This is a genomic window from Rhodospirillum sp. A1_3_36 (assembly GCF_047263945.1).
In the GTDB taxonomy this organism is placed as follows: domain Bacteria; phylum Pseudomonadota; class Alphaproteobacteria; order Rhodospirillales; family Rhodospirillaceae; genus Rhodospirillum.
The window spans coordinates 66,723-78,473 of sequence record NZ_JBLAVB010000011.1; the positions used below are offsets into that span (position 1 = coordinate 66,723).

Sequence of the window (11,751 nt, forward strand, 5' to 3'; positions counted from 1 at the left end):
GGGGAGCGCGGGCTGCGCGCGCCCCGATGACAAAAGAAAAGAGGGGCAGGACAAAGACAGGGAGAACGCACCCTGCCCCCATGGGACCACACCGAGGGGCAGCAGAGACCGCACCCATCCGCTTGGCCGAGCGAACCGGTTTGAAAAACCCGGTCCGCCCGTCACGCCCTTAGTTGCTGGCCTTGGCCACGGCAGCATCGAGCTTTTCAATCCAAGCGGCATCGCTGCCCAATTCGCCGGCCAGCCAGGTCTTCACCGCAGGTTGGGCAGCGTCGCGGAACTTCGCCAGATCCTCCGCCGTGGGGGTGTAGACCTCCATTCCCTCGGCGGCGACCTTGGTAACGCCTTCGGCCGTGTTGAACTGTTGGATGGCGCGGCCCATCGTCCCGGCGACCTTGGCGGCGCGGGCAATCACCGCTTGGTTTTCCGGCGACAAGGACTGAAAGAACTCGTCATTGATCAGCAGGAAGTCTGCGGCATACACATGGCCGTCCAGCGTCAGGTACTTTTGCAGCTTGTGCAGGTTGTTGTTGTAGATGACGCCAACGGGGTTTTCCTGGCCATCAACCACCCCGGTGGACAGCGCAGTGGGCAGTTCGGTCCAGGCAATGGGCGTGGGCTCGCCGCCCAGGCCCTTGACCATTTCCACATAGAGCGGAATCGGCTGAACGCGGAACTTCAACCCCTTCATGTCCTCAGGAGTCTTGATGGGGTGGCTGTTGTTGGTAAAGTTCCGGAAGCCCGTTTCCCCATAGGCCAAGGTCCGCAGGCCGGTCTTCTCCAGGCAATAGTCGCCCAATTCCTGGCCGAAGGGGCCGTCCAGCACGGCCCAGGCCTGGGTGGCTGATGCAAAGGTATAGGGAATATCCAAGACCTGAGCGACCGGGCAAATCTTCGACATCGCACCAGAGACCATGACCACGGGCGTGATCCCCTCTTGGGCCTGCTGGACCAGTTCGCTTTCATTGCCGAGGGCGCCGGCCGGGAAGATCTCCACGGTCATATCGCTTTGCCCCTCGACGATATTCTTGAAGATCTGGGCTGCGGCGCCCTTCTTGGAGGTCTGCCACTCCGCCGGATCCACATGTCCGAAGCGAATGGTGGTCTCCGCCGAAGCCATTCCCGCCGTGAGGCCAAGAATCAAGCTGACTGTAGCGCCCCCCTTGACCAGGGATCGGCTGGAAAAGCCGCGAATGGAAAAAGTCATGGTCATCCTCCCGGTATGTGGCCCTTGGTTTCAGGCCGGTTTGTTGTCTTGTTTTCAGATCCCATCCATCGATTTTGCGGGACCTTCTGTTATGCGGCCCCTTCGCTGGGATCGGAAAAGGCACTGAAGGTTGCGGCCATGCGGTCGGCGTCCGGTATTTGGCCGGTAAACAGTTCAAAGGCTTTCACCGCCTGGAAGACCGCCATGCCCGAGCCCGGCAGAACCTGACACCCCACAGCGCGGGCCTCACGCAATAGCTCGGTTTCCAAAGGAAAATAGACGATATCCGCCACCCAGGGACGCGTCTCCAGAAACCGGTTCGGCAAGGGTGTGCCCGGCAGTTTGGCCATGCCGATGGGGGTAGCATTGACCACGCCGTCCAAGGGCCGAACCACAGCCCGGTCCGGCAATTGATCCAGGCTCTCCAGGGCAGTGACCGATTGGATCTTCGGATTGCGTGCCATCAGCCACTGGGCCAGCCCAGCGGATCGATCGGCCTGAGTGTCGAAAATCTCCAAGTGGGCGACACCACTATCCACCAAGGCCTGGGCGACGGCCCCTCCGGCCCCTCCGGCGCCGATCAACAAAACCCGATTCCGGGGAGCCTCGGGGAGCCCCCGACGCAAGCTTTCTGCAAAGCCCCACCAGTCGGTGTTGTGACCGACCCGCTTACCATCCCGCAGCACCACGGTGTTCACAGCGCCCACGGCCCGAGCCGCGTCCGACAGCTCATCCATGAGGCCCATGACCTCGCGCTTATAGGGGAAGGTCACGTTCAACCCGGCGAAGCCGCAGAGTTCAGCCGCCCGCAAAACATCAGCCGCAGTGGGATGGCGGTCACCCATGCAGTCGGTATCGAACAGGCGATAGATGTAACGCAGGCCATGGTGGATCCCCTCGGCTTCGTGCATGGCCGGCGTCCGGGACTTCTGGATACCCTGACCCAGCAAGCCAACGAGCACGGAGGGACGGGCCACTTCGGTGCTCGCCGCCCCGTGCGGGGCAATGTGGAGGATCTTTTGCATCGGTCCTGCGCTCTCCCATGGGCGTGCCGTTCTTCCCTAGACAGGCGACGCGTCACCCCTGTCGAAGATCAAAATGTTCGCTACGGTTAAAAGTGTCAAACATTTTGTTCGTTACGGTTAAATTGGATAGACTATCCTGAATGACTAAAACGGATGGGAATGGAGGCGTCTCGCATGGGTGCCGGGGAAACGGAGGGCCGGACTGCGTTGGCGCGGGGATCCTGGAAGCAGGACCCAGAGGCGGTAAAAACCGACATTCTTCGGGTCGCCCGGGAAGAATTCGCAGCTCACGGCCTGTCGGGGGCGCGGATAGACCATATCGCAGCGCGGACCCGCACCTCCAAGCGGATGATCTACTACTATTTCGGAGACAAGAACGGCCTCTACCGCCAAGTGCTGGAAGAGGCCTACCGCTCCGTCCGCAGCAGGGAGGCCTCCCTCGACCTGGCGGACCTTCCGCCCATTGACGCCCTGCGCAAACTGGTTGGCCATACCTTCGACCACCACCGGGACAATCCGGAGTTCATTCGCCTGGTGATGATCGAGAACATCCACCACGGGGACCATTTGGCGGATTCCCCCATCATCAAAGAGCTGAACAGCGCGGCCATCGAGAATCTGGAAGACATTTATGGCCGCGGCCGAAAAGCAGGCCTGTTCCGCACCGGGCTAACGGCCCTGCAACTCCATTGGCAGATCAGTGCGCTCAGTTTTTTCAGCGTCTCCAACCGGGCAACCTTCTCCCTCATCTTCGGCGACAGCCTCTATGCGCCCGACCGCCGCAGCGACCTGCGCCAGGAGGTGGAGGAAATGGTTCTCCGCTATGTCCTGAAATAACGATGTCTCACGAACCCAAGGAAGGCGAAGCATCCCCATGACCAAATGCGTTTACATCCTGAACGGCCCCAATCTGAACCTGCTGGGCAAGCGCCAGCCGGAGATCTATGGGTCCGAAACCCTGGCCGACGTGGAGGCCGATTGCCAAGTCCTTGCCGGAGAGTTGGGGGTGGACATCGTTTTCCACCAAAGCAACGCCGAGCACCAGATCATCGACTGGATTCACGAAGCCCGGGAAAAGGCTCAAGGCATTGTCATCAACCCTGCCGCTTTCACCCACACCTCGGTGGCGATCCTGGATGCACTCAACACCTTCGAGGGACCGGTGATCGAAGTTCACATTTCCAACGTTCACAAACGGGAAGCCTTTCGCCATCACAGCTACGTCTCCCTCAGGGCGGACGGCGTGATTGCGGGCTGTGGCCCCTTGGGCTACCAGCTTGGACTGAGGACAGTGGCCGCGCGCCTCATCGCAGGAGACGGGGAGTGATCGCCGTCAAAAGTCCGGATCATTTGGCCGTCGAATCTTATACCCAGGTGCGGTGAGTTTGCCCCACCGCACCTTGAAAGCGGCCAAGTGTCCGCCGCGCCTTATGGCGCGTAAAAGCCCGCCTGGCGTTTGAACGCAAGAAAAGCGGCGTGGCTTTCAACCCGCGCCGCTTGGTATAAGAGCCCAACCCAAAAGGCATGCCGTAAAATTAAAGGTTTCCGTCATGCCCGTGAAAACGGGCATCCAGGGTTGATTTCGGTGCCGGTGCTCAAATGCACTGGCGCCGCGGGACTTGCTTCCCTTGCCTGCTCCCACCCTGGATTCCCGCGTGCGCAGGAAGGACGACCAAGTGATTGAAAGAATGAGAGTCATTTCGGGTTGGGCTCTTAATCAAATAACATCTTTCAAAACGATCCGAGAGTATCTTCGAGATCAAGTTCGACCACCTTGCCGCCCAACTTGGCATCGAAGATACCCTAGTGGATTATCAGTGTGAAACTGGGCCAGCTTGACTCAAGTTGATCCAGTTTTACTCCAAGATCGACCAGTTCAAATCCGGGACATGGAAATGTACGACTCAATCACAGCCGCACATCACACTCACTTTAGACCGATTCTAAATGATAGAACGTTCAATTCAACTCACCCTGCATTCAGATCCACACGCTTTCAGATCATGGCTACCCCGCCAAGTCACTAAATACAAATGAATTTACATGCAAAATCCAAAGTGTATTTCCGAACAAAGGCTAAACGCCTATAGTCCAAACAAGAGTCATTAAACGATCACTACTACTCATGACAACTCCGCCATACGTAATCAGCAATCAACGCGATAAAATTTATTTTTATGATGACCCCATTAAAATATAAGATGTATTATAAAAGAGACGCAATCGCCCTCCCTTTGACTAAATGGTAGGTTAGTACCTTCGTTTTTTCGCCCCTCCCAAGACGACCGCAGTGGATAGCGGGCCCTTTCTTATGTCCGCTCTCGATCCAAGTTACGAATAATTCAAAGACAGGAGTCTCCCATGAAATGGTCATCCCTAAAGACGAAGCCAAAAATCCTGCTGGGAATCGCCCTCCCAACGGTCCTAATGGTTTTTTTGGGGATCCTGTCTTTGTCGAGCATCGGTAAAATCGTGGACACCGCAAACTGGGTCGACCACACCAATATCGTCATTGGTCAAGCGAACACGGTCGTTGCCTCTGCCGTGGATATGGAAACGGGCATGCGGGGTTTCCTCCTGACAGGAAAGGACGACTTCCTTGCCCCCTATGTGCAAGGACAGAAGACCTTCAAAACGCAAATCGCAGACCTCAAAGCCACGGTTTCGGATAACCCCCAACAGGTGTCGCGCCTGACGGAAGCAGAGGGGGTATTGAATGATTGGCGTAAAACCGTAGCTGAAGAAGCCATTGCCTTGCGCCGAAAAGTTGGCGACACAACAACCATGAATGACATCTCATCCTTGGTGGGACAGTCCAAGGGAAAGGCCTTCATGGACAAATTCCGAGGCATCATGACAGACTTCGTGAGCGAGGAAGCCGGGCTCATGAAGATTCGCAAGCAGCAGAACCTCGACACTGAAAGCACCACCTCCTCCTTGATTATTGGCGGCATTGTCGCGGCATTGATCTTGGGCGGTGGATGCGGGGTGCTGATCGGTGACAGTATCGCCAAGCCCATTGAGGCCATGACCGCCGTCATGGGTCGCTTGGCAAGCGGCGACAAGTCTGCAGAAATTCCCGGTGTGGACCGGGCCGATGAAGTGGGAAAAATGGCCGCAGCGGTCGTTGTGTTCAAAGACAGCATGCTAAAAACCGAACAGATGGCCCATAAGGAGGCCGAGGAAGCCAGGGTGCACGCAGTCAGGGCCAAGCAAATCGAGACCCTTACCCAGGACTTCGACGTCAGTGTCTCCCAGCTTCTAAAAGCAGTAAGCCAGTCGGCCAATGGGATGCAACACACCGCAACCAGCATGTCGAAGATTGCAGACGATACGAAGCACAGAGCGACGAGCGTGGCCACGGCTGCGGAACAAGCCTCCGCCAACGTGGAAACGGTCGCTGCGGCAACGGAGGAATTGGCCTCCTCCATACAGGAAATCTCCCGTCAGGTTGCCCAGTCCTCGACGGTGTCCCACCGTGCAGTGGACGAAGCGGATCAGACCGACAGGCAGGTCCAGGGGTTGGCGGAATCCGCCACCCGGATTGGCGAAGTAATCAACCTGATTTCCGATATCGCCGATCAAACCAATCTGTTGGCCCTGAACGCCACCATCGAAGCCGCCCGGGCCGGAGATGCAGGGAAGGGCTTCGCCGTCGTGGCCAGCGAAGTCAAAAGTCTTGCCAATCAAACCGGCAAGGCAACCGAAGACATCAGCAATCAGATCACCGCCATCCAGGCCGAAACCGAAAAAGCCGTTGCGGCCATAAAATCCATCGGCTCAACGATCAACGAAAGCAACACAATCGCCTCGGCCATCGCATCTGCGGTGGAGGAGCAGCAAGCCGCGACCCAGGAAATCGCCCGTAACGTCGAGCAAGCCTCCTCCGGAACCCGGGCGGTGACATCCAACATTTTAGAGGTCACCCGAGCCGCCGGGGAATCCGATGGTGCCGCAGAGGATGTCAATGCCGCAGCCATGGAAGTGAACGAGAAAGCAGGGGATCTCAGGTCGCGGATCGAGGCCTTCCTGAAGGAAGTGCGCTCTGCGTGAATTCAGTGGAGACTGTTCTTGCCGCCCCATCGCCCGTAAAGGAAGGACATCAGAACGACATCCCGTCGGCGACCAGACCTCCGCCGGAATGTCGTTCCCGTGATGTCCGCGCCATAAGCAGCCGAACACCTCGGGCTCCCCCTACCGCTCAGCTGAGCTGGCAGCGCATCAGTACAGATACCTCATCGATTTCCACCGCGAGACGCCCTATCTGTCCATCGGCATACTCAATGAAGAAGCAATCCGCGCCAAGAAAGTCGCGGGCGCCGTGCGGGCGTTGCATGGCGAACGGACTGTTTATGAGGCACAGTTTCAGCCCCCTATCCTGAAGCAGGATACGCACCCTCGTAAGCAATGAAAAAGTTAAGCGCGAGACTCGGTTGCCTGTTCTCCAACGCCCCCTCGCCCCAATAACCATAAGGAAGCAGGGTTTCAGGTGCCATCGTACAATCCGAAGACCCCGACTGAGAATAAACATTCAGGACTTCAGTCGAAATGTACCGGCTCAACCTATTGTTCTCCGGCTCCGCCACCGTATTTGGACCAGACGCCATCACCCCATGAGCACTATGGTTGTGGGGAGGAAGGTGATCCTTGCTCACTGTAACCGACGGCGTCCCAGACATTTGACCCAGCGGATCATTTGGTCCAGCTCCGAGAACCGAAACGTTCCCCGTCAAGTTGGGCAAACCAAATGTGATCCGACCGTCACCCCCATAGGTAGTCCCAATAACAGAAAACAACTCAACGTGGGCAGCAATGGAAATTAGGCCTCCGTTGCACGGAAACCAACCTCTAGGCGCCAGTCGTGGATAAGGTAAAAGACGAACCTCTCCTATATACGGCATAGACATGATGGCCTCCCTTTTCTAGAGCATATTGCGTGAAATGTGATTCACGCAATATGCTCTAAACCTTTGACATTGAAGCAAATCGTCACGCCTATGGCGTGCATTCTGCCCGTCGCAATCTGTTCCAGATTGCTCGGGATTTGCTCTCATTTTAAGTCGGAAACGCTCCGAACAATGAAATGATGAAATTCATTGTTGTGGTGGGCATGCGATTGGGCAATGGCTTGCCATCACCAGCGTACTCAATGCTCATATCCCTTAAAGCCTGCTGCGGAAGACCCGGCATAGGTTCCGTCGCGTAAAAACGCCCCGCCCGTTCACCCTGATCAGAAGGTATGGCCGCAAAGACAGCGCCTTTAGGGCTCTTTTCAGTCGCATCGGAACTTGATGCAACCATAGCGTGGCTATGCGCCGGTAGATTGGCTGCGGTCAGCGTAACCTCATCTACTCCAATTTTTTGCCCTAAAGTCCGTGGCGTCAATCCTTCTCCAGTTCCCTTATGCATGGGAAGCCTCCCTCGCAAATCAGGCAGAGCAAAATTGGCCGTGCCGTCGCCACCATAGGTGGTGCCAAGAATGGCAAAAAGCGCCTCATGCCCAGCGATCGTCTTTAACTGCCCGCGGCAAAAATCCCAGCCACGAGGAAGACGTTCCCCCGCAAATATGCGAATTTCTCCAAGGTAAGTCTCAACCATTCCTAAATCTCCAAATATCACCCAAAGCTACTATTCATGACCTACCAAAAAAACGGAATCGCTCCCTCAATCGCGATACAAAAATTCAAGACCAGAGAGGGTTGAATATTCGTGAACATTTCCCCATAACCAGTCTCACCAATCGTACTCTCATGCAATTGGACTTGCGCATGCGCATTTGCCTTGCCGTAGAGAACGACAGGATCATTATCGGGAAGAGCCCCAATCAGCCCCCCTTGTGGCGTGGGACTATCGCCGACGGACGTGGTCGCGCGAACAAGGTGATTATGCTTTGGAGTGGTTTGTTCACTCAACACCACCATTTCTTGTCCCACCATCTGACCGCTCTGCTGCCAGTCACTACTACCAATCGGCACCCGCCCTCTCAGATCCGGTAACGCGAAAGTACTCCCCTCAGTGCCGCCGAATCTATTGCCGAGCAAGGCATACAGCCACTGATTTTCATCAACCGACAGCAGTTGCCCATCACAGGCTGCCCAGCCCTTCGGAATGAAATGGCTTGGAAAAATACTGATCTGACCAAGAAATGGTTCCATTTCGCATCCAATTCTACTAATTGACACTTTTCACATGTTAAGCGCACATTTTATTCACAGTTTCACTTGAGATTAGATTAATCAATGGTTTTATGGAAAAAATCGTACCCGGGAACACGGCACACAACAGTGGATGTTTTCCCGTCACGGGGCTTGGTCCCGCCCTCCCCCCCACTGGGTCCGTAAGACCAAGCGGCGCGGGTTGAAACCCACGCCGCTTTTCTTGCGTTCAAACGCCACGCGGGCTTTACCGCGCCATAAGGTGCGGTGAGTCAAACTCACCGCACCTTGCTATAAGAGTGACATGTGATTCACGCGAGATACTCTAGAGCGGAATGAGGAAAAGTGTGTGCGGTTTTCCGTCTCATTCCGCTCTAAATATATGATTTAGATCACGTTTATGAAATCAGGTCGGACAGACCTGATTTCATCGTGATCTAAGCCTCTGACACTGAAGCCAATCGTCACGCCTACGACGTGCATTCTGCCCGTCGCAATCCGTTCCAGATTGTTCGGAATTTGCGTCTAAAACTCATAGAATGAGAGGAAAACGGAATCAGCTTGATTCAAGCTGATTCCGTTTGGATAGGATACCGACCTCGGCACCCACCGTCCTTGAGAGGTTTGCGGAATCCGTCGCTGTCAAAGGCTTTATCCGCAGGGAGGACCCCAACACGGACCGCCACGAGACAGCGTCGAGAAAAAGACGATTATCTCGCCCGCACCCCCACAGGTCCGATACGTCCGGGGACTATGCGGCGCCTTTGGGCATCCCTCAAAACAAACACCTCCGAACACATTCATCTTTCCACGGTTCCATTGCACTACTCAAACGCAGGAAAGACCCCATCGTAAGCAATATAATATCCCAACGCTAGATACGGTTGTCTGTTTTCATGCTTCTGCCCACCTCCAGCGGAGCTCAGAGCTGATTTCGACATCGTGGTGTTTGCATCTCCTTGCGTATAAGCATAGTCGAATGAGCCAGAAATATAGCGAGTAAAGAAATTATCCTTTGCCTCTGCCACCATGTTTGGCCCGGTCGCCAACCCTGCAGTCATCTCATGAGTGTGCTTTGGTAAGTCCGATTCAGACAAGGCTATCTGATTCACTCCCGACGTTCTGCCCAAATGGTCCATAGTCGAGTCTGTACTTATGCCCGTAACTGCCAAACACTGATTCGAACCCTGATCAGAGTAGCTCAACAGCGGAAGCCCAAAAGTTACACTTCCGTTACCGCCATAGATAGTATTGATTACGGCGAATAACATTTGATACTGATTAATCGGCAACAACCTACCATCGCAAGGTAGCCAGGGACGAGGAGCCCATACTATTGGGAAAAGACGGATTTCTCCAATTAACGGATCTGACATAACAACCTCTTCTTTCTAACTGCGGCGCGGATATTCTCCGTCCAAGGCAATAATATAGTTCAGAGCCATGCTAGGCATACGGTTGAAGTGCTGCTGACTTTCCCCGCTCTCCGCGAGGATATCCTCCTTCATGGGGTAACTCTGCAGAAGTTCCTTTCCATAAAACCTCCCCCCCGTAGGAAGGGTAGCGAACACGGCCTCTTCCGGACTGTCCAGCGTCGCCCCTAAAGAGCTGGCCGTCACCACATGCTTGTGTGCAGGCATTTGTTCTTCGGCCAGCGTAACAAAATCACTTCCAAAGGATTGCCCTAACGTACGCGGCGTCAGCCCCAGTCCGTTTCCCATGTGCATGGGAACTCGTCCGCGTAAATCGGGCAGGGCGAATTCACTGATACCGTTACCCCCATAGGTTGTTCCAATAACAGAATAAAGCTTCTCATTGCCAGCAATAGGCAACAACTGCCCCTCGCAATAAGCCCAGTTTCTAATCAAGCGGGGTCCCGCAAATATGCGAATTTCGCCAACAAAACATTCAGCCATCATTATACCTCCAATGATTTGCCTAAACCCTGGTCTTCACGATAAATCAGGGGCGCTGCGGGTACATCCCTTTGGTCGCGATGCAAAAATTCAGAACCAGAGAAGGCTGGATATTCGTATGCGGCAAACCACCACCGGTGGCTTGGACTACCATTTCATTCATAGAGACATGATTTGCGGGAGGTGTCGGCTGTCTGTATAGAACGTTCCCTGCGTGTGAGAGAGCTGCGAAGTACGCATCGCCACCCGTAACAGCCGTTCCAGGGTCGCTCGTTACCCGAATTTCATGAGTATGAGGCGGCATTTGATAGTCGCTTAAAGTCACGATTTCCTCCCCCCCCTTCTCCGCCATATTGCCACCCCCCTGAGGGTCGTAAACAGCGCAAATCGGCACCCGACCGCGCAGATCCGGCAAAGCGAAACTAGTTACCCCATCACCACCAAAATACGTTCCGATCAGGGAGTAGAGCGCTGCATTGTCAGTTATCGGTAACATAGTGCCATCACAGAGCGCCCACCCTGGTGGCGCGTAAGCCCATGGAAAAATGCTAATCTGCCCAAGAAAAGGTTCCATTTTTCACCCAATTCTACCCATTCGTGTTTCACGCTAATTTTAAGCGATTTACCTGATAATGGTGCCATATACGTGCTGAGATATCAATGGCCATTCAGTAAAATTGCGGTCCTTTGATACCGCACCTGCTCACTAGAGAGCATGGCCAGAAAGACCTTTCTCTCCACAAAACGGGTCGCACCACAAAACCAGAAATAATAAGTCCGACGAAATAATAAAAATATTATTCTTTTTTGAACAAATCAGCGAACACACCCTCTTCCACAACAAAAATCACATGGCTTATACTACACATCCAGCACAGGAAGACTGGTTTTGTCCTTCACATTTTCCATAACCACGTAAGTGTGGGTCTGCTGAACACCGGGAAGTTGGGATATTTTCTCCCCCAACACATGGCGGTATTCAGTTATATCAGCCGTCCGTACTTTCAGCAGATAGTCGAAGCCACCCGCAATCATATGGCAAGACTGAACCTCCGGTAGACGGCGCACCGCCATATTGAAGCGCTCCAAGGCGTCTTCCGTCGTACTGGTCATGGACACCTGGACAAAGGCCACATGATCGGCGCCCAACACCTGCGGATTCAAACGCGCCTGATAGCCCTCAATCACCCCTTCCCGCTCCAGGCGACGAACCCTTTCGGCACAAGGGGTCTTGGTCAGGTTCACCCGGCGCGCCAGCTCAACGATGGACAACCGGCCATTTGCCTGCAGTTCCGCCAGAATCCGACGGTCGATCCGATCCATTTCCATCGCACCAGTCCTTTTTCCGAAACCTAGCCATATCAGCAGGAATATTACCTGTTTAGAGCGAGAAATTGGAGCCAATTCCTACGAATTCTGGGCGAGACTACGGGTTGATCGTCCATACC

At 54.7% G+C, this 11,751-nt stretch carries 12 protein-coding genes and 1 pseudogene; 3 read left to right on the forward strand and 10 right to left on the reverse strand.

Going from position 1 to position 11,751, the window contains the following annotated elements; translation table 11 throughout:
* Positions 1–169: 169 nt before the first annotated feature.
* Both ACLIRY_RS19460 and ACLIRY_RS19465 read right to left on the reverse strand, forming a co-directional pair.
* Positions 170–1,207, reverse strand: coding sequence for a DctP family TRAP transporter solute-binding subunit (locus ACLIRY_RS19460; protein WP_413207089.1), 1,038 nt, complete (start codon positions 1,205–1,207; stop codon positions 170–172).
* A gap of 89 nt (positions 1,208–1,296) precedes the next feature.
* Entirely contained in the window at positions 1,297–2,232 is a 936-nt protein-coding gene (locus ACLIRY_RS19465) for a shikimate dehydrogenase (RefSeq protein WP_413207090.1), read from the reverse strand.
* A 174-nt stretch (positions 2,233–2,406) separates the two neighbouring features.
* Here ACLIRY_RS19465 and ACLIRY_RS19470 point away from each other — a divergent pair, with 174 nt between their 5' ends.
* The 3 genes from ACLIRY_RS19470 to ACLIRY_RS19480 all read left to right on the forward strand — a co-directional run bounded on the left by ACLIRY_RS19470 (position 2,407) and on the right by ACLIRY_RS19480 (position 6,285).
* The gene (locus ACLIRY_RS19470) at positions 2,407–3,069 is read left to right on the forward strand and encodes a TetR/AcrR family transcriptional regulator (RefSeq protein ID WP_413207091.1); all 663 of its coding nucleotides are present in this window, start codon (positions 2,407–2,409) and stop codon (positions 3,067–3,069) included.
* A 37-nt stretch (positions 3,070–3,106) separates the two neighbouring features.
* Complete coding sequence (aroQ, locus tag ACLIRY_RS19475; protein ID WP_413207092.1) at positions 3,107–3,559, forward strand: type II 3-dehydroquinate dehydratase; 453 nt, start codon at positions 3,107–3,109, stop codon at positions 3,557–3,559.
* Positions 3,560–4,593: 1,034 nt separating this feature from the next.
* The gene (locus ACLIRY_RS19480) at positions 4,594–6,285 is read left to right on the forward strand and encodes a methyl-accepting chemotaxis protein (protein ID WP_413207093.1); all 1,692 of its coding nucleotides are present in this window, start codon (positions 4,594–4,596) and stop codon (positions 6,283–6,285) included.
* 320 nt (positions 6,286–6,605) lie between these two features.
* On the opposite strand, the gene ACLIRY_RS19485 is transcribed toward ACLIRY_RS19480, so the two are convergent.
* The 8 genes and pseudogenes from ACLIRY_RS19485 to ACLIRY_RS19520 form a co-directional block, all read right to left on the reverse strand.
* Complete coding sequence (locus tag ACLIRY_RS19485; protein ID WP_413207094.1) at positions 6,606–7,139, reverse strand: phage tail protein; 534 nt, start codon at positions 7,137–7,139, stop codon at positions 6,606–6,608.
* Positions 7,140–7,287: 148 nt separating this feature from the next.
* Complete coding sequence (locus ACLIRY_RS19490; protein ID WP_413207095.1) at positions 7,288–7,830, reverse strand: phage tail protein; 543 nt, start codon at positions 7,828–7,830, stop codon at positions 7,288–7,290.
* Positions 7,831–7,871: 41 nt separating this feature from the next.
* Positions 7,872–8,387, reverse strand: a complete 516-nt coding sequence (locus ACLIRY_RS19495) for a phage tail protein (protein WP_413207096.1) — start codon at positions 8,385–8,387, stop codon at positions 7,872–7,874.
* Positions 8,388–9,211: 824 nt separating this feature from the next.
* Positions 9,212–9,499 (reverse strand): phage tail protein, encoded by a 288-nt coding sequence (locus tag ACLIRY_RS19500; RefSeq protein ID WP_413207164.1) that lies wholly within the window; start codon positions 9,497–9,499, stop codon positions 9,212–9,214.
* A 108-nt stretch (positions 9,500–9,607) separates the two neighbouring features.
* Positions 9,608–9,763, reverse strand: a pseudogene (locus tag ACLIRY_RS19505) (phage tail protein); the annotation flags it as partial.
* 15 nt (positions 9,764–9,778) lie between these two features.
* Entirely contained in the window at positions 9,779–10,306 is a 528-nt protein-coding gene (locus ACLIRY_RS19510) for a phage tail protein (protein WP_413207097.1), read from the reverse strand.
* 43 nt (positions 10,307–10,349) lie between these two features.
* Positions 10,350–10,877 (reverse strand): phage tail protein, encoded by a 528-nt coding sequence (locus ACLIRY_RS19515; RefSeq protein WP_413207098.1) that lies wholly within the window; start codon positions 10,875–10,877, stop codon positions 10,350–10,352.
* Positions 10,878–11,164: 287 nt separating this feature from the next.
* On the reverse strand, positions 11,165–11,632 hold the full coding sequence (locus ACLIRY_RS19520) for an Lrp/AsnC ligand binding domain-containing protein (protein WP_413207099.1): 468 nt from the start codon (positions 11,630–11,632) through the stop codon (positions 11,165–11,167).
* Positions 11,633–11,751 lie beyond the last annotated feature (119 nt).

What these genes read in the sequence shown, in the direction of transcription:
- ACLIRY_RS19515 (WP_413207098.1), bottom strand. Translation starts at nt 10,877, where the DNA reads ATGGAACCTTTTCTTGGGCAGATTAGCATTTTTCCATGGGCTTACGCG.
- ACLIRY_RS19480 (WP_413207093.1), top strand. Translation starts at nt 4,594, where the DNA reads ATGAAATGGTCATCCCTAAAGACGAAGCCAAAAATCCTGCTGGGAATC.
- ACLIRY_RS19495 (WP_413207096.1), bottom strand. Translation starts at nt 8,387, where the DNA reads ATGGAACCATTTCTTGGTCAGATCAGTATTTTTCCAAGCCATTTCATT.
- ACLIRY_RS19520 (WP_413207099.1), bottom strand. Translation starts at nt 11,632, where the DNA reads ATGGAAATGGATCGGATCGACCGTCGGATTCTGGCGGAACTGCAGGCA.
- ACLIRY_RS19485 (WP_413207094.1), bottom strand. Translation starts at nt 7,139, where the DNA reads ATGTCTATGCCGTATATAGGAGAGGTTCGTCTTTTACCTTATCCACGA.
- ACLIRY_RS19470 (WP_413207091.1), top strand. Translation starts at nt 2,407, where the DNA reads ATGGGTGCCGGGGAAACGGAGGGCCGGACTGCGTTGGCGCGGGGATCC.
- ACLIRY_RS19465 (WP_413207090.1), bottom strand. Translation starts at nt 2,232, where the DNA reads ATGCAAAAGATCCTCCACATTGCCCCGCACGGGGCGGCGAGCACCGAA.
- ACLIRY_RS19510 (WP_413207097.1), bottom strand. Translation starts at nt 10,306, where the DNA reads ATGATGGCTGAATGTTTTGTTGGCGAAATTCGCATATTTGCGGGACCC.
- aroQ (WP_413207092.1), top strand. Translation starts at nt 3,107, where the DNA reads ATGACCAAATGCGTTTACATCCTGAACGGCCCCAATCTGAACCTGCTG.
- ACLIRY_RS19490 (WP_413207095.1), bottom strand. Translation starts at nt 7,830, where the DNA reads ATGGTTGAGACTTACCTTGGAGAAATTCGCATATTTGCGGGGGAACGT.
- ACLIRY_RS19460 (WP_413207089.1), bottom strand. Translation starts at nt 1,207, where the DNA reads ATGACTTTTTCCATTCGCGGCTTTTCCAGCCGATCCCTGGTCAAGGGG.